Raw genomic sequence first — 21,549 nt, forward strand, 5'->3', positions numbered from 1 at the left:
GGGCTTTTTTATATTACGTTGTTTAATAAACCGGTGCTTAGCCAATAAACTTACGAGCGTTGCGGAACATACGAACCCAAGGAGAGTCTTCTAACCACTCATCAGGGTGCCATGAGTTAGCAACCGTGCGGAATACACGCTCAGGGTGCGGCATCATAATCGTTACACGACCATCTGTAGTAGTTAATGACGTAATACCATCTGGTGAACCGTTCGGGTTAGCTGGGTATGTTTCAGTGACGTCACCGTAGTTATTTACGTAACGCATTGACACTGTGCCTGAATCGTTAGCGACATCAACTGCTTCGTCTGAAGTAAATTCCGTGCGGCCTTCACCGTGAGAAACCGCGATTGGCATGCGTGAACCTTCCATACCTTTAAAAAAGATTGACGGGCTTTCTTGAATTTCAACTAATGAGAAACGAGCTTCAAAGCGCTCTGATTCGTTTTGTACGAATCGCGGCCATGCTTCACTGCCTGGGATGATTTCTTTTAAGTTTGAAAGCATCTGACAACCGTTACATACACCTAGTGAGAAGGTGTCTTCACGGTGGAAGAATGTTTTGAACATTTCACGAGCGTTGGCATTAAATAATATTGATTTCGCCCATCCTTCACCAGCACCTAATACATCACCGTAGGAGAAACCGCCACAAGCGACTAAGCCTTGGAAATTTGCAAGATCAGTACGACCAGTCAAAATGTCAGACATATGAACGTCGATGGCATTAAAACCTGCGCGATCAAATGCTGCCGCCATCTCTACGTGAGAATTAACACCTTGCTCACGCAAGATTGCCACTTTAGGACGAGAATTGTTTTGTGCGTCTTTAGCAATTAGATCTGCCACAATATCTTCGTTAAGGTCGAACGTTAATTCTGCATTTAAGCCAGGATCTTCAGTATCGAATTTAACATCAAACTCTTCTTGTGCACATTCTGGGTTGTCGCGCATTGCTTGCATTTTAAGTGTTGTTTCAGCCCACACGGTACGGAAGTATGTACGTGAGTTTTCTAATACAACATCTTCATTACGTGTGAATGTGATCATGTCAGTATCATTGATACGTGCAACATCAGCACAGTAATCTAGAATACCGTACTCTGAGAAAATGGTGTGAATTGCATCTACATCTTCTTCACGAATTTGAATAACAGCACCTAACTCTTCGTGGAATAGCACTTCTAAATCTGAGCCTTCAAATACACTTAAGTCAACGGTAACACCAGTGTGACCCGCGAATGCCATTTCGGTAATGGTCGTAAATAAACCACCGTCACTGCGATCGTGATAAGCAAGTAATTTGCCTTCTGCTACAAGTGTTTGCATGGCATTAAAGAAGCCACGTAATACGTGTGATTCGTCTACGTCAGGTGTTTCAGTACCAAGTTGCTTATAAACTTGAGCTAAACATGAACCGCCTAAGCGATTTTTACCGCCAGAAAGGTCTATAGCTACGATGCGAGTGTCACCCATATCAGTACGAAGTTGAGGAGTTACCGTTTTGCGAATATCCTCAACTCGACCAAATGCGGTAATGATTAATGACATAGGCGCCGTTACCGCCTTATCTTCACCATTTTCTTCCCACTTGGTTTTCATCGACATTGAGTCTTTACCTACCGGGATTGTTAAGCCAAGTTCTGGACAAAGCTCTTCACCTACAGCTTTTACTGCTTCGTAAAGACCCGCGTCTTCACCCGGGTGACCAGCTGGTGACATCCAGTTTGCAGAAAGCTTAATGCGATTTAAGTCACCAATATCAGCGCCAGCGATATTTGTTAATGCTTCTGCCACGGCAAGACGAGCAGACGCGCCATAGTTAAGTAAGGCAACCGGTGTACGTTCACCCATTGACATTGCTTCGCCGTGATATGAATCAAGTGATGCAGCAGTTACGCCACAATCAGCTACTGGAACCTGCCAAGGGCCAACCATTTGGTCGCGAGCAACCATACCTGTTACTGAGCGGTCACCAATCGTGATAAGGAAAGTTTTTTCTGCGATTGTCGGTAAACGCAGTAAGCGATCAGCGGCGTCGGCAACGCTAATGTTATCAAGTGATAACGTGTCGCCTTCAGCTTTGGCTGTTGTAACGTCTTTGATAATTTTAGGTGTTTTACCTAGTAAAACATCTAATGGTAAATCGATAGGTGTATCTTTATCGGTACCTTCAAAATGCGCATCAGTAACCGTTAAGTGTTCTTCTTCAGTTGCTTTACCAACGACAGCAAATGGTGCACGTTCACGTTGACAAATTGCTTCAAAAATTGGTAACTGTTCATCAGAAACTGCCATTACGTAACGTTCTTGAGATTCGTTACACCAAATTTCATGAGGCGCCATACTACGCTCGTCGTTTGGTACATTGCGCAGTTCGAAGTTACCACCACGGCCACCGTCTGATACAAGTTCAGGGAAGGCATTTGATAAACCACCAGCACCTACATCATGAATAAAAAGAATTGGGTTGTCGTCACCTAGTTGCCAACAACGGTCGATAACTTCCTGACAACGACGTTCCATTTCAGGGTTTTCACGTTGTACTGACGCAAAATCTAAGTTTTCAGCAGACTGACCAGATGCCATAGAAGAAGCCGCACCGCCGCCAAGGCCAATATTCATTGCTGGACCACCTAAAACGATTAGGTTGGCGCCAACATTGATTTCGCCTTTTTGTACATGCTCTTCACGAATGTTACCAAGGCCACCAGCAATCATGATTGGTTTATGGTAACCACGTACTTCAACACCGTTAAATGAGTTTACTTGCTCTTCATAAGTACGGAAGTAACCCAAGATAGCTGGACGACCAAATTCGTTATTGAATGCTGCGCCACCAAGCGGACCTTCTTTCATGATATCAAGTGCTGTCACAATTCTATCGGGCTTACCGAAGTCAGTTTCCCAAGGCTGTTCAAAGCCTGGAATACGTAAGTTCGATACAGAGAAACCAGTTAAACCTGCTTTAGGTTTCGAACCAACACCTGTTGCACCTTCATCACGAATTTCACCACCTGAACCTGTTGCTGCACCAGGGTATGGCGAAATAGCAGTAGGGTGGTTGTGTGTTTCTACTTTCATTAGAATATGGATGTTTTCGTGATTGTAGCCATACTCTTTAGTTTCTGGGTTAGGGAAGAAACGTCCACCTTCTGAACCAACCATTACCGCTGCGTTATCTTTGTATGCAGATAACACGTAGTCTGGGTTTACTTCATGGGTGTTACGGATCATTTTAAATAGCGATTTCTCTTGCTTAACACCATCGATAGTCCAATCCGCATTGAATATTTTATGACGACAATGTTCAGAGTTTGCTTGAGCAAACATATATAATTCAATGTCGTGTGGGTTACGGCCTAATTTTGCAAAATTGTCTGCTAAGTAAGTAATCTCATCTTCTGCTAATGCTAATCCTAAATCTAGATTCGCTTTAGCTAATGCGTCGCGACCACCGGCTAATACGTCTACTGAGCCAAATTCGCCTGGCTCGGCTGTCGCAAATAATGCTTGTGCGTCATTAAATTCAGGGAAAATTGATTCCATCATTCGATCGTGAATGAAATTGTTCAATACTTTTTCTTGTGCTTGAGTTAATGCATCGCCTGTTACGTAGTAAGCAATGCCGCGCTCTAAGCGGATAACTTTTTCTAAACCACAGTTGTGAGCAATATCCGTCGACTTAGAAGACCAAGGGGAAATAGTACCAGGGCGAGGCGTCACTAATAATAAAGTACCTGCTGGTTCGTGTTCTTCAATGGTTGGGCCGTATGTTAATAGTTTAGCTAGTACGTCTGATTCATCCGCGTTAAGTTCAGCAGATAAATGTGCAAAGTGGGTAAACTCTGCATAAATGTCATTAACAGGAAGGCCTGCGTCACTGCACTGAGATAGTAGTTTTTGAATACGAAAATCAGATAGTGCCGGAGCGCCACGAAGGGTTTGGATCAACATCGCCATTTGTTTACTCACTAGTAAATTAGTTATTTTTACTGACCAGAAAGTTAAGTTTTTCAGCAGTAAAAAGCATGGGGTAAAAATCGCGCGTATTATAGTGGAAAGAGACGCTTTTGATAAGCAAAAGATTTGCTAATTAATGGATGAAATAATTCATTCACTGAGTATTAACAAAAAAGTGCTTTATCTATAAATCAATTCGCGACACAATGAGTTGGTATGAACATAAAATTTATAAAAACCAACCAATTGTTCAAGTTTTTTCAGCTATCGCTTGTAGTAGCTGTTATTGCTATTTCTGGCTGTAAAAAAGAAACTGACCATCCCAGTTTAAAACGTATTTTGTCTCGCGGTTATGTTGCTGTTGGCACTCTTTATGGACCCAATTCATATTACCTAGGCGCTGACGGTGCTGCTGGTTTTGAATATGAATTAGCGCAAAAATATGCTGATTCATTAGGTGTTGAGCTGAAAATATTGCCCAGCTATAGCTTAGATGAGCTGTTCCCGCGCTTAGATTCAGGAGAGGTCGACTTTCTCGCGGCTGGTTTATCTGTAACACCTAATCGTTTGAACCAGTATGAATTTGCTCCGAGCTATGACAGTGTTAGCCAAAAGTTAGTGTTTAAGCAAGGTAATAAACGGCCTAGAAAATTAGCCGATTTAACGGGTTTGTTAATGGTAACGGCTAACTCGAGTCATACTGAAAATTTAGAAAAGTTAGCTGTACAAAACCCAGAGTTGACTTGGCAAGGAAGTAGTGAGTTTGATAGCGAAGAATTATTGCTAAAAGTACTCGCAGGTGAAATTGACTACACTATTGTCGACAGTCATGTGTTGGCGATAAATCGCCGATATTATCCTGATATCAGTATTGGTTTTACAATTAAAAAGCCTGAGCCGTTAGCTTGGATTGTCAATAAAGACAGTGACGACTCTATTTTAGGAAGTTTGATTGAGTTTTTTGGGCAGGTACATCATGACGGTACTTTGTTAGCATTAGATGACAAATATTACGGCCATGTTGAGAAGTTTAATTACGTTGATACACATGCATTTCTTTCGGCCATTGATAATAAACTGCCAAAATATCAACCGCTTTTCGAAAAGTATAGCGAAGATATTGATTGGAAATTGTTGGCCGCAATTAGTTATCAAGAGTCTCATTGGAATCCTAAAGCCCGTTCTCAAACCGGTGTTAGAGGGTTGATGATGCTGACATTGCCTACGGCCAAGCAAATGGGGGTGAAGAGTCGATTAGATCCTGAGCAAAGTATTGCTGGCGGTTCTAAATATTTTAAGAATCTAATCGATCGCATTCCAGATCGCATACCGTTTCCTGATCGAATGTGGTTTGCGCTTGCGTCTTATAACGTCGGTTTTGGCCACGTAAATGACGCGAGAATTATTACGCAACGCCAAGGTGGGGATGCAGACAGGTGGGTTGATGTTAAGTCACGTTTACCACTGTTAAAGCAAAAAAAGTATTATAAAACAGTTAAGTATGGTTACGCGCGTGGTGACGAACCTGTGCATTACGTAGAGAATATTAGGCGCTATTATCACACATTGTCTTACTTCGATGAAAAGGTGCGTAAAAATAATGTTACAAATAAAGTGGTAGAGACTGAGTAATATTGTTGACTACCTAGTCAGGTTTTGTCATAAAATAGTCATAATTCTTCGGTATACTGCCGCTGAATTTATTTTGATAAACCGATAGGAGGTTGTTTATGTCGCTTAATCGCCGCAGAATTCAACTCAGTATTCAACGAAAACGAATGCTACGAGATACGCAACGAAAGATTAGTAATAGACGTTCAGCGTATTACAAACAAAGCCTGATGGAACAATAGCCCTCAGGCTTTTTTGTTTGTGGATGCTGATAAAACTAATGGCTATGTGTTTCACCGGCATGGCTATGTGAACGCCGCTCCAATTCTTCTGAGCGCGCGAAACTATTATTTATTTGTCCTTTAAAGCAATTTATTACCCAAGGAAAAGTATTTGTAACGTAGTAACCATATTTACCATCTACAGTCATGCCGTTACATTGATCTAAATCGCCAGTTCCTTGCACATACTCCCAGTCACCACGGAATTGACCATCGTAATTATTACTAGCAATTAAACCAACACCAGCTTGTGGTGTTTGATAACCTACGACCTCTTCGCGTGGACCACCATTATTTTTGAGTGCATAGCTTGAGACAGCTTTTCGTATTTCACCACTACTAGGATCAGTAAAGCAACTGCCATATATAGGGAAGCCATCGGCGGCGAAACCGATTACAGGTGATGCGACAGCATTTTCACAGTTTTGCGCAAACATAGCGACTGGGTTTGCATGATAATGGTACTTACCATTTGGCTGGGTATGCGCATTGTGACTGTCAGTACCAAAGGTATTAAGTGGAGACATAGGATCATATCGCCATGGGTTGTCATTTTGATCTGGGCCACAGCCAATCTTTTCTCGCCCTAAAGGTTCGTCACCTACGCCGTAACAAGCGGCAGGTAATATGTCTAAGGTTACACCATTTAGCATGACAGCTTCTGCTACGCCAAGCTCAAGCGCTGTATCAGTTCCACTAAATGCTGGCGCAATATTGATACGATAACTGTCGATAACTTCGCCGACGTTGGTGGCGAATGCGGCACTTTGATCATTGAAACTGTGATTAGGTATTTGGTTAATATCGATTGTGCATTCTGTGCTGTTGCTGCTAATACTAACATTGCCATGAAAGCTAATACCGCGCTTTATATCGTCTACATTTGACTGATAAGTACCAACATATTCACTACAGCTAGTTGAACGCTCTACAAATATTTTGTCGGTAATATCGAGGTTATTTGCGCTTGCATTAACAGTAACCATGGCAGTGTTACTTGCTAGGCCATCGTTAACTTCAAGCGTCAATAAATATTCGCCGGTGGCATCGGGTGTAAATGAAATATTTTGTTGGGAAAAATCATCACCATCAAACTTGACTAAACTGCCATCTGGTTTACTGGTTACCGTCCAAGTAAAGCTCAAAGGATCGCCGTCAGGATCAAAACTATTTTCTGCAGTAAGGTTTACTATTTCATCAACATTCGTGTTTTGAGCCGCACCAGCGTTGGCGACAGGAGCTTGATTGCTAGTACTTTCGGGGGTCACTGATATAACAACTTCATCAGGTGCTGAATTAACAGTGCCGTCATTTACTGTCAATGAAAACACATAGTCACCAATTATATCAGGCGACAGGCTTAGTTGTTCTAGTGTGTTATTTTCAATTGTTAGTACGCTGCCTTCAGGCACTGAGGTAAGTGACCACTCAATAGTTAGTGTGTCGCCATCTGCATCTGAGCTTTGGCTTGCAGATAACTCGAGTACACTACCTAGTTGGATTGTTTGATCGCTTCCTGCATTGGCAACGGGAGCACTATTGGTTGGTACAACGGCTTCATTATCAGTATTTTGATTCGATGATGAAGAAGAACCGCCGCCACAGCCAGCAACTAACACTAACGTTATCGAAGAGAGACTGAAAATTTTTATGGATTTAGAGAGAAGCATACTATCCCACACAGCTTTTATATTAAACAACAGCCTTAATTGTTGCTGGTAAATAGTTAAATAGAAAGTCTAGTAGTGGCTTCTTCACATTACTTTACTTATCTTTACTTAATTTTCTTAATAAAATTAGCGGGTTAATCTTTATGGTAAAGATAAGTAAAATTTAATTAATGGCAGATTAACGTTGAGTTGGGATGTCGAGCATTTCAATGATTGCTTGAGAAATGCGTTCGATTTGGTCGATGTCTTCAGGAATAATGAGTACGGTATCATCGCCAGCAATGGTTCCTAAAATGCCAATAGATTCTTCAAGTGAATCTAACACTCTTGCCATTAAAGGCGCACCACCAGTTCCCGTTTTTAAGATGATTTGATAATTATTGTGTTTTAAATCGAGGGCAATGGTTTCGATAGGGTGCTTAGTTTTAGGCACGATTAACGCATCAGGCAGGTTGTAGCAAATTTCGTTTTGGCTATTGCGAGTTTTAACCGCGCCGAGTTTTGCTAGCATTCTCGATACTTTAGATTGTGATATGTTTTCATAGCCACGTTCGGCAAGTGCATAAGCTAATTCTTCTTGCGAACGGTAAGTGCCTTGTTTGATTAAGGATTTAAAAATTTGAAGTAATTCTTGTTCTTCTTTCTGCTTATTTTGTGTCATTACTTTAGTTTTCTTTGCTTAATGGCTATTGAACAGGTTAAACGTGTTGGCTTATTTTACCTAGCTATTTCTATTTGTCATTGCCTTGTTGCTTAAGTGTTTACTTAGCGTTTTGTTTAGCGGCTTGTTTTGCTGCTTTAATCTCTTTTCTACGCCGTTTAAAAAAATTAGATAACATAGTTGCGCATTCAGCTTGCATTAGGCCTTCATTAACGTTTATTTGATGATTTAGTTTTTCATGTTGCGTTAAATTGAAAACACTGCCAGCAGCACCTGTTTTTTCATCCTTTGTCGCGAAAATCACCTTGTCAATTCTGCTATGTACCAGCAGTCCCGCACACATAGGGCATGGCTCTAACGTTACATATAAGGTGCAATCTATTAACCGGTAGTTTGCTATATTTTTGCCTGCTTGGCGAATGGCCATCATTTCCGCGTGCGCCGAAGGATCGTTGTCCATAATCGAGCGATTATACCCTTCACCGATGATTTCCCCGTGATAAACCACCACTGCGCCAACCGGGATCTCATTGTGGCTTTCAGCGATTTGAGCAAGTTCTATTGCCCGAGACATAAACTTGTGGTCTAGTGCTGAAAATTCTGGACTTAATGTGTTAATTTCGTTCATCGCTACAAAAACATCTCTAATAAGTCGTTTAGATATCTATGCCCTAAAGGCGTTACCTGCCATGTATTGTTATGTGCGTGCAAAAGCCCTTTATTTTTAGCGAGTAGTAACTGAGTTTCTACCGTTGCTAACGGTAAACCTGTTGTGTGCTCAAACCTTTCGATAGGAAAAGCTTCTCTTAACCTTAATTGATTCATCATAAATTCAAAAGGTAACTCTTGTGCGGTCACCGAATTGACTTGATAGAGTGCTGCACGGTTTTTTTCTAAATAGCCTTTTGGGTGTTTTACTTTTACGGTACGGTGAATTGTGTTGTTTGCGACATCCGTGAGCTTGCCGTGAGCGCCACAACCTATGCCTAAATAGTCACCAAACCGCCAGTAATTTAAGTTATGCATGCTCTGAACATTTGGCTGGCTATATGCTGAAATCTCATATTGCTGGTAGCCTGCGCGACTTAGTAACTTAATGCCTTGTTCTTGAATATCCCACAAGGTTTCGTCTTCTGGTAATTTAGGCGGCTTTGAACCAAATGCGGTATTAGGTTCAATAGTAAGTTGATACCAAGATAAATGATCAGGTTTAAGTGCAATGGCTTGTTTTAAGTCATCTAACGCGTTTGCTATTCCTTGGTTAGGTAAGCCATGCATTAAGTCTAAATTAAAGCTTTTTACACCACAGGTTTTGGCCAATTGCGCAGCGCGAATTGCTTGTTCGTTGTCATGAATTCGACCAAGCTTGATCAGTTTATCTGACTCAAAGCTTTGCACACCAATAGACAATCTTGAAACACCAGCTTGAGCGAATGCCTCAAATTTATCTGCTTCTACCGTACCAGGATTTGCTTCAAGCGTAACTTCAATATCTTCTTTTTTATCAAAGCGAGCAAACACTTGATCCAATAAGTCAGTTATTGCTGCACCTGAGAATAAACTTGGCGTGCCACCACCAATAAAAATGCTGTGTAGTTTTCTATTGGTTAACTTAAAGCGTTTAATATCGTCGTCTAAATCTTGAATAAGCGCTGCGACATATTCCTTTTCTGGGATGTCATTTTTTAGCTTGTGCGAATTAAAGTCGCAATATGGACACTTTTGGACACACCATGGAATATGGATATAAAGCGATAACGGCTGTTGAACCAATAAACTCATATTTGTCTCTGCGACTAAAAGTGTTTAACTAGCTGAGCTAAAGCCTTGCCACGATGACTGAGCTTATTTTTCTCTTCGCGAGTTAATTCTGCCGAGCTACATTGGTGCGATTCAACCCAAAACAATGGATCGTAACCAAAGCCTTGCTCACCGCGAATTGCTGTCAGTATGCTGCCTTCCCATACACCGTGACAAATAATTGGAGTTGGATCGTCTGCATGTCGCATATACACTAATACACAATGAAATCGTGCACTACGTTTTGGTGATGCTACATCATTAAGTTCCGCTAATAATTTCTCATTATTACGCGCATCTGTTGCATCAATGCCTGAATACCGTGCTGAAATAACGCCGGGCGCACCATTTAAGGCATCTACCTCTAATCCAGAATCGTCAGCAATGGCAGGAAGGCCAGTAATTTTGGCAGCGTGTCTTGCCTTAATAATGGCATTTTCAACAAATGTAGTCCCCGTTTCTGGCACGTCTGGTACATCAAATTGACTCTGTGGGAGAATATCTATTTTGTGATCGCTAAGCAGCTTTGCTAATTCGGCTACTTTACCTTGATTACCAGTGGCTAAAACGATGGTTGTCATGAATGTCTTACTTCTTGGGTGGTGTAATAGGAAATTGCACGCATTATAACGCCATTATACGTTAAGAGGTAGCTGCAAGCGCTATACAAAAATGTGGTTTTATTTCTGATTAACTGTGTATGTCCACTAGGTGAAAAAATTGCTAATTTATCTGCAGTCTCTACCTGTTAAGGAAAACGAATGTCACTTAAAGATACTTTACTCGCACTGATTATTGTTTCTATTTGGGGGTTTAACTTTATCATTATTGCTTGGGGGGTAGAGCAAATGCCGCCACTAATGATGGGAGCAGGGCGCTTTATCTTTGTGGCATTAATTGGTTGTTGTTTTATTAAGAAACCCAATATTCCGTGGCATTTAATGGCACTCTATGCCGGTACATTGTGCTTTGGTCAGTTTGCCTTGTTATTTTCTGCCATTGCTTTTGGTATGCCAGCAGGTTTGGCCTCATTAGTGCTGCAATCCCAAGCGTTATTCACCATTATTTTCTCAGCTCTTGTATTGAAAGAAGCCATTAAAGCACCGCAATTAGTAGCCATGATTGTTGCTGGCATAGGCCTAGCCATTATAGGTAGTAGTGAACAAGCAACTCATATGACTGCACTTGGTTTTTCGTTAACGATTGCTTCAGCAGTTTCTTGGGGTTTTGGTAATGTTGTTAACCGAATGATCAATCAACGAGGCTATCGAGCCGACATTGGATTAGTGGTTTGGTCGTCGTGGTTTGCTATTATTCCGTTTGCTTTAACGAGTTATTTTGTCGAAGGTAGTGAAGCGATTGTCTCGGCGATAGCCAATTTTAACTGGATTGGCATAAGCGTTTTACTTTATTTAGCAATTGCTGCGTCAATGTTGGGCTACAGCTTATGGAGCTATTTGCTCGCCCATTATCCTGCTGGACAAGTTGCTCCGCTTACACTGGCGGTTCCTGTTGTTGGTTTATTATGTGCAATGTTCTTCTTAGATGAACAAATTTCTTCAGGTCAATTTTTCGGTATTGTCGTGGTGATGTTGGGGCTAGTGATTAATGTAAAAGGGCAATGGTTGTTTCGTAAATTTGACGGAATGATAAGAAGTAAATTAGTTAAAGGGGTTAAATAAAGGTCTTGTGAAATGACTAGTTTGTCTCTTTTTGCTTTCAACAATCAATAAAATTATCGTGACTTTAAAGTAGAGTTAGTTACTTTTGTCGCGGTGGCGACAGCAGCCCAAGGGACGCTAGCGCCGTTGTCCCCTTGGAAGCCCATTGCGCAGCTAGTACATGCTTTTTCTTCATTGCTGTTATTTAATCTCGATGTACCAGCAATGAACGTGCATCCTTACATTACATTGCTTTTGCCATCACGCATGATGGCAATACATGGTTAAATAAAGTCAATTCAGGTATTTACCTAACAGGTTGATGTTTCGTTTAAATTTGTTTGAAAGCAAGTGCTTGTCTCTACGTATTTCTCTTTTAGTTTTATGCTGAGCAGGGCGTTGGAGGAATTCTAAAGGGCGGCACCGCGATACGCCGCCCTTTGGGTGCTGCGGCCACTGCCGCAATATAATGAGGAAGCTTATTCAGCCTCGAAAGTATTTCGTGCTAAAAATAAATAATCAGTCAACATAAAACGTTTGATCAAACACTAATTCATGTGTCTCTGAACCATCTGTGATCGTCAACTCAAACTTAACCTTTTCTTTATCACGGTAATTTAACTGCGCTAAATAATAAATCGCTTGCCCTTCTCGTACTTCTTCAAAGTCGAGACGTTTATATTGCCCCGTTAAATTCAGTGCAGTTCCTGAAATAGATACCGCTTTGGCTGGTTTACCTTGCTGAGTGTTGTCTAGTACAGAAATATTGATCAACGCATTATATTTACTGCGTTCAATGCCATAGGCCTTGGCAACTTGAGGCGTTAAAAATGTTGCGCCAATGGCCATATAGTGCACATCCATGTTGCCTAATGTTTTCATATTTTGCGCGCTAGCAAGTGGCGCACTAACAATAGCTAATAACAACAGTAATATTGCTGCGCTTATCCATACTTTGGTGGCTTTCATCATCGTTCTATCCTCAATTGGCGAACTTATTCATAGTATAGTAAATATCAATAAATTCGCTTTAAAGCATGTGCCAATAAGGAATAGCACTACCTAATAAAATGTTAATCACATTGAGTAATAAAAATGCAACTAAAATTGAAAGGTCTAAGCCGCCAATCACTGGAACTATACGACGAATAGGGCGCAAGAAAGGCTCTGTTAATTGTTGGAAAATAACCATAGTAGGGTTATAGCCTTGTACCACCCAACTCATAATAGCCATTACCAGCATGATGATGAATAGCAAGAAACCGACTTGCTTTACGAGTGCTAATAAGCCGAAATATGCCGCTGCCAAAATATCGACTGGACCGCCGTTAATAACAGGGATCACAATAAATTCTAGGGTAGAGAAAATTAGCGCTATTAATACGGTTGCGATATCGATTCCGCCAAAACCAGGTATAAAACGACGAAAAGGTATAACCAAAGGGTTGCTGACTTTTACGATAAATTGGCTAAGAGGGTTATAAAAATCTGCTTTTACAAGTTGTAGCCAGACACGAAGAATTAGCACAATCACGATTGCGTCGAAGAAAAACCTCAGCAAATAATTAATTGCTTCCATTGAGTACTCCTAAATTGATTCGGCTAAATCATAGGCGAGCTAAGCGACATGATCGAGCCTTAATCGATAAAAACTGTAAATATTATTAATAAATGCTTATTTGTTTGCCATTTCTTTGGCACGAGCTATGGCTGCTTGCATCGCAGTGCTAACCAATTCAGGTAGCCCACCGTCTGTAAATGCTTTTAGCGCTGCTTGTGTTGTACCGCCTTTAGAGGTGACATTTTCTCGTAGTTTGGCTATCGAAATATCATTCTCTACTACCATGTTTGCAGCGCCCAGTGCTGTTTGTTGTACTAACTGTCGTGCTTCTTGCTCACTAAAACCTAGCTTTACTGCTTCAGCAGCCATTGACTCCATAAATAAGAAAAAGTAGGCAGGACCCGATCCAGAAACGGCAATGATGTGGTCTATTTCTGATTCTTCGTCTAACCATTTAACAATACCGGTGGCTTTCATTAAAGTATCGGCATACGCTTTTTGTGCTGGAGTTACTTGTGGCGAAGCAAATGCACCTGAAACACCCAACCCTAGTTGTGATGGCGTATTAGGCATTGAGCGAATAACCGATTTGTTACCACCTAAAGCCGCTTGAATTTGTGCCATCGTAGTGCCAGCAGCTACAGAGATAAAGCACTTTTCGTTAACCGGCAACGCAGAGGCTAACTCTTTACATACCGATTCGATAAGGTGAGGCTTAACTCCTAATACGATAACGTCAGCATCTTTTGCTGCGTCAATGTTGTTGGCTGTTTGTTTGATGCCATAATCTTTAGCTAATGCTTCACGTTTTTCAGGCGACGGATTCGATACTGTTATATCGTTGGCGCTAACGCCATTATTAATTAAGCCTAGGATTATGGCGCGGTTCATATTGCCGGCGCCAATAAATGCTACTTTATTCATATGTAAACCTTAAGTTATTTAGCCATGTTAACTACGTTGGCCAAAAATCGCGGTGCCAATTCGTACCATAGTTGAGCCCGCTGCGATGGCTGGCTCCAAATCGTTAGACATACCCATTGATAAGGTATCTATGGTTGAATATTGCTTTTTCAAGTCTGTAAATAATTGATTCATTTGATTAAACACAGAAATCGGCGCATTTTTTTGTGGAATGGCCATTAGGCCGCGTAATTTCAAATGTTCGCAATTGCTAACATATTGAGCTAATTGTGGAAGTTCCGATAAATTCACACCAGATTTTGCTTCTTCTTCACTAATATTCACTTGTAAACAAATGTTCAGGGGAGTATCTTGACTAGACCTTTGATCATTAAGACGAGTGGCAATTTTTATTCGGTCGACACTATGAACCCAAGAAAAGTTTTCGGCAATCAACTTTGTTTTGTTTGATTGAATAGGACCAATAAAATGCCAACAGATATCCGACAAATGCGACAATTGAGCAACTTTATCTACCGCTTCCTGAACATAGTTCTCTCCAAAGTGGCGTTGACCTGCTTGATAAGCTTGCATTACCAACTCAGAAGGCTTCGTTTTGCTAACCGCAAGTAATTTTACTTGTTCTGGTGAGCGATTAGTTTGTTTACAAGCTTGTGAAATCTGCTGGTGAATTTGCGATAAATTGTCTTTAATGTTCATGGTTGATTATAAAATTATTACCCAGAATAAGAGGTTCTTATGGATATTACCGAATTATTAGCCTTTAGTGTTGATCATAATGCATCTGACTTGCATTTATCGACAGGTACTCCGCCGTCAATTCGTGTTGATGGTGAAGTTCGTAAACTAAATATTCCAGCCTTTGATGCCAAGGATGTTAATGCCTTAGTGTATGACATTATGAGCGATCGTCAGCGAAAAGAATACGAAGAAAGCTTGGAAGTGGATTTCTCTTTTGAAGTACCTAACTTAGCACGTTTCAGGGTAAACGCCTTTAACCAAGCGCGTGGGCCAGCAGCAGTATTTCGTACTATCCCTAGTAAAGTATTAACTTTAGAAGATTTGGGCTGCCCAGAGATATTTAGAGAAATAGCTGATACGCCTCGCGGACTCGTATTGGTTACAGGACCAACAGGTTCAGGTAAGTCGACGACGTTGGCGGCGATGATCGATTACATTAATTCGAATAAATATGATCATATTTTGACTATCGAAGATCCTATCGAATTCGTACACGACAATAAAATGTGCTTAATTAACCAAAGGGAAGTTCATCGCGATACCTTAAGTTTTGATGCTGCACTTCGCTCTGCACTACGTGAAGATCCTGATGTGATTTTAGTTGGTGAAATGCGTGACCTTGAAACGATTCGATTAGCGATGACTGCTGCGGAAACAGGTCATTTAGTATTTGGTACGTTGCATACCACGTCAGCACCTAAAACCATTGACCGTATTATTGATGTATTCCCAGCGGAAGAAAAATCTATGGTGCGTTCAATGCTTTCAGAGTCATTGCGTGCTGTAATTTCGCAGACGCTAGTGAAGAAAGTGGGGGGGGGCCGAGTCGCCGCACACGAAATAATGATAGGTGTACCGGCAATTCGAAACCTAATTCGTGAAGATAAAGTTGCTCAAATGTATTCTGCGATTCAGACGGGTATGTCTCACGGAATGCAGACGATGGATCAATGCTTATTAAATTTAGTGAACCGAGGCTTAATTACACGTCAAGATGCGGCAAGTAAAGCCGCTGATAAAAACCAGTTTCAAGGTTTTTAATTAACTGAAACAGTATTATTACGTATAAAAGAGTAAAGGGCCGAGTTGATTTTAGCAATTACTCGGCTTTTGTTTAGAAGGAGTAAAATATGGATTTTCATCAACTGCTCAATAAAATGGTTGAGGAAGAAGCATCGGATATGTTTGTAACAGCTAAGCTTCCCGTAAGCGCCAAAATAAATGGTGAGCTGCAACCAATCCATAGTGAACCTTTGTCTGCCGAGCAATCATTGGCGCTTGTTCATGATGCAATGAATGAAAAACAAAAAGGCCAATTTGACGAAGAAAAAGAGTGTAACTTCGCAATTTCTATTGAAAATATTGGTCGATTTCGTGTCTCAGCATTTTGGCAAAGAGATATGGCCGGAATGGTAATACGTCGTATTGTGACAGATATTCCTGATGCAGATGATCTTGGCTTACCACCAGTATTAAAAGACGTGGTGATGTCTAAGCGTGGTTTAGTGTTATTCGTTGGTGGTACGGGTACTGGTAAATCAACATCAATGGCGGCATTGATTGGCTATCGTAATAAAAATGCACGTGGTCATATTCTTACCATTGAAGATCCGGTGGAATTTGTTCATGAGCATGCCAAGAGCATGATTACTCAACGTGAAGTTGGCTTAGATACGGAAAGCTTTGATGCGGCGCTTAAGAGCTCACTTCGACAAGCGCCAGATGTTATCCTAATTGGTGAGATTCGTTCTCAAGAAATTATGGAACATGCGTTAGCCTTTGCTGAAACTGGTCATTTATGTATTGCGACACTGCATGCTAACAACGCCAACCAAGCAATTGACCGTATTATGCATTTAGTGCCTGCTGATCAGCATCAGAAATTACAATTTGACTTAGCGTTAAATTTACGTGGCATCATTGCACAGCAGCTGGTACCAACCAAAGATGGTAATGGTCGTGTAGCTGCCATTGAGATTTTGCTTAACTCACCATATATTGCTGAGCTCATTAAGAAAGGTGATGTTGGTAGTATTAAGGAAGTGATGGAAAAGTCGAACGAACTGGGAATGCAGACGTTTGACCAAGCATTATTTAATTTGTATCAACAGGGACTCATTAACTATGCTGATGCTCTACATCATGCAGATTCACCAAACGATTTACGCTTAATGATCAAATTACGCTCAAACGATCAAGGCGGCGTAGGCGGTTTATCTGGCGTTACGCTTGCCGGCATGGAAGGCGATGATGAAGATGGCGGTTTGTAACCTCCTTTTTATTAAGCAAGTTTGTATTGTTCAGAATAAGTATTGTTAAAAGGCTCAATTGAGCCTTTTTTTATTAACTACTGATAACTAAAAATTTTAAGTTTTGTTAAGAGAAACCTATGAAAAGTATCATTAATTTTATTGTTTTGATGTGTAGTTTATTGTTAATAACGGTAAGTGCTATGGCCACAGAGTTTAACGATGGCCCAATTATTAAAGGTTTTGGCAAGCACGCACCGGTTAATCAGAGTCGCCCTTTAGCGGGGAATGAAGTGTTTAAAGTGGTATTTGACGTTGCAAAGCAAACTGGCGAAGGAAAAGTTAATCGACAGTTTAATTCGCTAGCACGCTTTATCAACATGCATGTTGCAAACGGGATCAAGCCTGAAAATATTCATTTAGCGTTAGTGGTTCACGGTAAAGCAGGTCTTGATGTGCTTTCTGATGCCGCATATCAAAAACGTTATAAACAAGCGAACCCAAATCAACCATTATTAGCTTTGCTCCAACAAGCTAACACACAAATTTTTATTTGTGGTCAATCTGCCGCTTATTACAAAATAGCAAAAAGTGAATTATCTCAAGGGGTTAAAATGTCGTTATCTGCGATGACCGCGAATGCGCTTTTACAGCAGCAAGGTTATAGCGTAAACCCGTTTTAAAGCCCAGTTAAGCCCAGTTAAGCCCAGTTAAGCCAAATTTAACCAGTACATCCATAGCGGTAGGGTGAAAACAGAAGCAACGGTGCTTGCAACGACGGTACTAGCTACTGCTTTACGGTGCACTTGATGCAGTTGTGCGAGCAAATAAGCATTAACGCCTGTAGGGCATGCACTTAGTATTACCAATACTTGAACCACTAATAATTCTAATTTAAATAAATACGTCGCAGTAAAGTAAACTAAGCTTGGCAGCACCAGTAACTTGATAGCACTAGCTAAGGCGATAAATTTTCGTTCACCTCTAATATCATATTTTGCAATTGATGCTCCCAATGAAATTAAAGCTAATGGTATTGCTGGTTGTCCTAAAAATTGTAATGACTTACTGATAACATCTGGCAAGGTTATGCCTAATTTATTAATGGCTAATCCTGATAGAATTGCAACAATTAGTGGGTTGCTTAGGGTCTGTTTAATAAATGTTAACCAGCTGTTTTTTGTTTGGCTACTTTGTGCTTGAGTGCTAGCAATTGCGCTAGTAAGAGCAAACAACATCGCACTATGAAAAGTTACGATGAGAAAAATGATCGGTAGTGCTTTATCACCGATAAGTAGCAATAACACCGGCAAGCCGACTATAACATTATTGGAATAACTGCTGCCTAAGGCAAAAACAGCAGAAGCAGCCTTATTTTTCTTATGTTCGCTATGCCAAAAGTGATTGACGATAAACCCCAATGCGAAACATATCAGTACCGGTAAATAGAACGAACTAAATAAGTGAATATTCAACTGACTGTCTAAGTCAGCTGTAGCCATTCGATAAAACAAAAATGCCGGAATAAAAATTGCGAACGTTGCTTTGATCAGCCCTGCCAATTGCTGTTCTGACAACCAACTTTTTTTTGCAATAACAAAGCCCAGTAATGCTAGGAATATCAAAGGGCTGATAATAGGAATAATATTCATTATTTGAAGTGATATGGGCCCTTAGTCATAAAGTTGTTCGAAATAACTTTCGATAATTAGGCGAGCAGATTCGGCATCCACATTGTCTTTTTTCAAGTTACGATAGCCACCACTGGCAAATAAATTTTCTTTAGCTGAAGCTGTAGTAAGTCGTTCATCGTTGAATTCAACGTTAATCCCGAATCGTCCAAATACTCGATTACCAAACTTTCGAGCATCTTTGGTTAGTTGTTGTTCGCTGCCATCCATATTTAAAGGTAAGCCAACAACTATGTAATCAGGCAGCCATTCTTTTAGATATTTTTCCAATGCATCCCATTGAGGAATGCCATCTTTAGCTTTTACTGAGCCTAATGGAGTCGCGGTGCCGGTAATTTCTTGACCGACGGCTACTCCAATATATTTTTTTCCAAAATCAAAGCCGATAACGGTGCGTTCACCAATTGGTTTTTTTATTGTTGCCATTAACTATTATTCACTATGGGTTGTTAGGCGTGGCCAATATCTGTCGATAAGTGCGCTAAATCGATACCGAGCTGCTCAGTAGCTTTTTGCCAGCGCTGTTCAATTGGGGTATTAAACATAATGTCAGTATCGGCAGGTGTAGTAAGCCAAGAATTTTCACCAATTTCTTGTTCTAACTGGCCTGGGCCCCAACCGGCATAGCCCAAGGTTACCATAAATTCTGGTGGGGCTTGCTCGGTACCTAGTGCCATTAGAATGTCTTTAGACGTGGTGATCATTATTTCACTGCTCAAGGATAGCGAACTACTCCAGCAATTTTGAGGACTGTGAAGCACAAAACCACGCTGCTGTGCGACAGGACCACCAGTGAGTACTTGCTGTTCAAGTGATTCCACTTTAGGTTTGTCAGCATCAATTTGTTCCAGTAATTCATTAAGTGTCAGATTGACTGGCAAATTGATGATGAGTCCCATTGCCCCATCATCATTGTGCTCGCAAATATACGTTACCGTGCGACTAAAATAGGGATCACCCATCGATGGCATGGCAATTAAAAATTGGTTTTCTAAACTTTCCATCGATTACCTCTTAATATCTTATTGGCGTGCAGCTAAACGCTCTTCAATAGCGTCCATTAATTTACCTGAAATGTTAATTGAAAATGCCGCTTCAATTTCTCGAATGCAGGTCGGACTGGTGACATTTATTTCTGTTACCTTGTCACCAATTACATCAAGGCCGACAAAAATAAGCCCACGTTTTTTCAATTCTGGCGCAATTGTTTCAGCGACCAATTTGTCACTGGCTGACAATGGTCTTGGTTCACCACTGCCACCAGCGGCTAAATTACCGCGCGTTTCACCTTGCGCAGGGATGCGAGCTAAACAATATGGCATTACTTCACCATCAACGATGAGAATGCGCTTGTCGCCTTCTTTAATCGCTGGCATGTACTCTTGTACCATAGCATACTGACTGCCGTGGTTAGTTAAGGTTTCAATAATAACACCAACGTTGGCATCACCTTCTTTAATGCGAAAAATTGAAGAGCCTCCCATGCCATCTAGCGGTTTGATAATGACGTCATTTAACGATTTATGAAATTCACGAATTTGCTTGTCGCTGCGAGTCACTATGGTTTTTGGTGTTAATTCTGGGAACCAAGCTGTAAATAGTTTTTCATTACAGTCTCGCAAGCTTTGTGGCTTATTAACAATTAATGTGCCTTCAACTTCTGCACGTTCTAACATGTAGGTGGCGTAAATATATTCGGTGTCAAATGGTGGATCTTTTCGCATTAATACCGCATCAAGTTCACTAACGGCAATATCTTTTTCGTCGCCTAAGTCGTACCAGTGTTCGGTATTATCGTACACAGTGACAGGTTGTACATTTGCACGACATTGGCCTTGGCTTAGGTACAGGTCTTTCATTTCAATATAGTAAATTTCATAACCACGTTGCTGGGCTTCCAGCATCATTGCCATTGAAGAATCTTTCTGTACTTTTACGGTAGAAATAGGGTCCATAACGACCCCAAGTTTAATTGTCATATCTGTTCCTATAGATCACCAAAACGACATTGCAAAGCGGTAATTGCCGTTAGTGCTGCTGTTTCTGTTCTCAATACTCTAGGGCCAAGTAATACATCAGTATAGCCTGATGCTTGCGCCGATGTGATTTCTTCATCACTTAAACCGCCTTCAGGGCCAATTAATAAGCGAACACGTGTACTTTCAACTGGCAGTGTCATAATAGAATGCTCAGCTTTTGGGTGTAAATTTATTTTCAATGCGTTGGTTTCTTGTGTGAGCCAATCTGCTAACGAAATAGGGGCTCTCACTTCTGGCACTTGGCATCGACCACTTTGTTCGCAGGCGCTAATGACAATTTTTTGCCATTGTTCGAGTTTCTTCGCTAAGCGTTCACCACTAAGTTTTACACCGCAGCGTTCCGTAAATAACGGCGTTATGGTGTTCACACCTAATTCCACTGATTTTTGCAGAGTAAAATCCATACGGTCGCCTCGAGAAATTCCTTGGCCTAAATGTATGTTTAACGGCGATTCATTGCTAATTAGCTGTTCACTAATGATGAGAGCACTAGCTCTTTTTTTACTGACCTCGGTAAGTGTCGCCTGAAACTCTTTGTTTGTACCGTTAAATAGGGTGATTGCATCACCATTGTTTAAACGAAGCACTCTGACTACATGGCCAAAAGCATCGTCTGATAATAGCACCGTATCGCCGACATTGAACGACTGAGCTAAGTAAATTCGTGGATTACGCATTGAGCTGTAACACTCTGAA

Annotated in this window: 21 protein-coding genes; 6 read left to right on the forward strand and 15 right to left on the reverse strand. The window is 40.9% G+C overall.

The genetic code is table 11. The features are described from left to right. Positions 1-37 precede the first annotated feature (37 nt). Complete coding sequence (purL, locus tag HII17_RS05800) at positions 38-3,964, reverse strand: phosphoribosylformylglycinamidine synthase (RefSeq protein WP_408033877.1); 3,927 nt, start codon at positions 3,962-3,964, stop codon at positions 38-40. Between the two features lie 216 nt (positions 3,965-4,180). Here purL and mltF point away from each other — a divergent pair, with 216 nt between their 5' ends. Then, positions 4,181-5,596, forward strand: coding sequence for a membrane-bound lytic murein transglycosylase MltF (gene mltF, locus HII17_RS05805; RefSeq protein WP_169074417.1), 1,416 nt, complete (start codon positions 4,181-4,183; stop codon positions 5,594-5,596). A gap of 98 nt (positions 5,597-5,694) precedes the next feature. After that, positions 5,695-5,817, forward strand: a complete 123-nt coding sequence (locus HII17_RS19185) for a hypothetical protein (RefSeq protein ID WP_268969134.1) — start codon at positions 5,695-5,697, stop codon at positions 5,815-5,817. A 35-nt stretch (positions 5,818-5,852) separates the two neighbouring features. On the opposite strand, the gene HII17_RS05810 is transcribed toward HII17_RS19185, so the two are convergent. The 5 genes from HII17_RS05810 to HII17_RS05830 all read right to left on the reverse strand — a co-directional run bounded on the left by HII17_RS05810 (position 5,853) and on the right by HII17_RS05830 (position 10,568). Beyond that, complete coding sequence (locus HII17_RS05810; RefSeq protein WP_169074418.1) at positions 5,853-7,526, reverse strand: YHYH protein; 1,674 nt, start codon at positions 7,524-7,526, stop codon at positions 5,853-5,855. A gap of 178 nt (positions 7,527-7,704) precedes the next feature. Beyond that, positions 7,705-8,187, reverse strand: a complete 483-nt coding sequence (locus HII17_RS05815) for an arginine repressor (RefSeq protein ID WP_169074419.1) — start codon at positions 8,185-8,187, stop codon at positions 7,705-7,707. 100 nt (positions 8,188-8,287) lie between these two features. Next, positions 8,288-8,815, reverse strand: a complete 528-nt coding sequence (gene tadA, locus HII17_RS05820) for a tRNA adenosine(34) deaminase TadA (RefSeq protein ID WP_169074420.1) — start codon at positions 8,813-8,815, stop codon at positions 8,288-8,290. A 2-nt stretch (positions 8,816-8,817) separates the two neighbouring features. After that, entirely contained in the window at positions 8,818-9,969 is a 1,152-nt protein-coding gene (hemW, locus tag HII17_RS05825; protein WP_169074421.1) for a radical SAM family heme chaperone HemW, read from the reverse strand. Positions 9,970-9,983: 14 nt separating this feature from the next. After that, the gene (locus HII17_RS05830) at positions 9,984-10,568 is read right to left on the reverse strand and encodes an XTP/dITP diphosphatase (protein ID WP_169074422.1); all 585 of its coding nucleotides are present in this window, start codon (positions 10,566-10,568) and stop codon (positions 9,984-9,986) included. Between the two features lie 180 nt (positions 10,569-10,748). Here HII17_RS05830 and HII17_RS05835 point away from each other — a divergent pair, with 180 nt between their 5' ends. Beyond that, entirely contained in the window at positions 10,749-11,669 is a 921-nt protein-coding gene (locus tag HII17_RS05835; protein WP_169074423.1) for an EamA family transporter, read from the forward strand. Between the two features lie 498 nt (positions 11,670-12,167). Here HII17_RS05835 and HII17_RS05845 read toward each other — a convergent pair whose 3' ends face one another. The 4 genes from HII17_RS05845 to HII17_RS05860 all read right to left on the reverse strand — a co-directional run bounded on the left by HII17_RS05845 (position 12,168) and on the right by HII17_RS05860 (position 14,832). Then, the gene (locus HII17_RS05845) at positions 12,168-12,620 is read right to left on the reverse strand and encodes a DUF4426 domain-containing protein (RefSeq protein WP_235938661.1); all 453 of its coding nucleotides are present in this window, start codon (positions 12,618-12,620) and stop codon (positions 12,168-12,170) included. 58 nt (positions 12,621-12,678) lie between these two features. Further along, on the reverse strand, positions 12,679-13,227 hold the full coding sequence (locus tag HII17_RS05850; protein ID WP_169074425.1) for a YggT family protein: 549 nt from the start codon (positions 13,225-13,227) through the stop codon (positions 12,679-12,681). A 96-nt stretch (positions 13,228-13,323) separates the two neighbouring features. Then, entirely contained in the window at positions 13,324-14,133 is an 810-nt protein-coding gene (gene proC, locus HII17_RS05855) for a pyrroline-5-carboxylate reductase (protein ID WP_169074426.1), read from the reverse strand. Between the two features lie 27 nt (positions 14,134-14,160). Continuing rightward, a complete protein-coding gene (locus HII17_RS05860) occupies positions 14,161-14,832 on the reverse strand; it encodes a YggS family pyridoxal phosphate-dependent enzyme (RefSeq protein WP_169074427.1) in 672 nt (223 codons plus the stop codon). Between the two features lie 39 nt (positions 14,833-14,871). On the opposite strand from HII17_RS05860, the gene HII17_RS05865 reads away from it, so the two are divergent. The 3 genes from HII17_RS05865 to HII17_RS05875 all read left to right on the forward strand — a co-directional run bounded on the left by HII17_RS05865 (position 14,872) and on the right by HII17_RS05875 (position 17,806). Then, positions 14,872-15,915, forward strand: a complete 1,044-nt coding sequence (locus HII17_RS05865) for a type IV pilus twitching motility protein PilT (RefSeq protein ID WP_169074428.1) — start codon at positions 14,872-14,874, stop codon at positions 15,913-15,915. Between the two features lie 89 nt (positions 15,916-16,004). Further along, positions 16,005-17,144, forward strand: coding sequence for a PilT/PilU family type 4a pilus ATPase (locus tag HII17_RS05870; protein WP_169074429.1), 1,140 nt, complete (start codon positions 16,005-16,007; stop codon positions 17,142-17,144). Between the two features lie 119 nt (positions 17,145-17,263). Beyond that, positions 17,264-17,806 carry a DsrE family protein gene (locus tag HII17_RS05875; protein ID WP_235938662.1) on the forward strand — a complete coding sequence of 181 codons (543 nt, stop codon included), beginning with the start codon at positions 17,264-17,266 and terminating at the stop codon, positions 17,804-17,806. A gap of 27 nt (positions 17,807-17,833) precedes the next feature. On the opposite strand, the gene HII17_RS05880 is transcribed toward HII17_RS05875, so the two are convergent. Genes HII17_RS05880 through rsmE form a run of 5 tightly spaced genes read right to left on the reverse strand, consistent with a single transcriptional unit; the run spans position 17,834 to position 21,530 of the window. After that, complete coding sequence (locus HII17_RS05880) at positions 17,834-18,775, reverse strand: AEC family transporter (protein ID WP_169074430.1); 942 nt, start codon at positions 18,773-18,775, stop codon at positions 17,834-17,836. A 21-nt stretch (positions 18,776-18,796) separates the two neighbouring features. Then, complete coding sequence (gene ruvX, locus HII17_RS05885; protein ID WP_211185268.1) at positions 18,797-19,240, reverse strand: Holliday junction resolvase RuvX; 444 nt, start codon at positions 19,238-19,240, stop codon at positions 18,797-18,799. 23 nt (positions 19,241-19,263) lie between these two features. Next, positions 19,264-19,818, reverse strand: a complete 555-nt coding sequence (locus HII17_RS05890; RefSeq protein ID WP_169074431.1) for a YqgE/AlgH family protein — start codon at positions 19,816-19,818, stop codon at positions 19,264-19,266. 18 nt (positions 19,819-19,836) lie between these two features. Then, positions 19,837-20,793, reverse strand: a complete 957-nt coding sequence (gene gshB / locus HII17_RS05895) for a glutathione synthase (protein WP_169074432.1) — start codon at positions 20,791-20,793, stop codon at positions 19,837-19,839. 8 nt (positions 20,794-20,801) lie between these two features. Further along, positions 20,802-21,530, reverse strand: coding sequence for a 16S rRNA (uracil(1498)-N(3))-methyltransferase (gene rsmE, locus HII17_RS05900; protein WP_169074433.1), 729 nt, complete (start codon positions 21,528-21,530; stop codon positions 20,802-20,804). Positions 21,531-21,549: the final 19 nt, after the last annotated feature.

Origin of the sequence: Thalassotalea algicola, assembly GCF_012932965.1 — a bacterium.
Taxonomy (GTDB): Bacteria; Pseudomonadota; Gammaproteobacteria; order Enterobacterales; family Alteromonadaceae; genus Thalassotalea_F; species Thalassotalea_F algicola.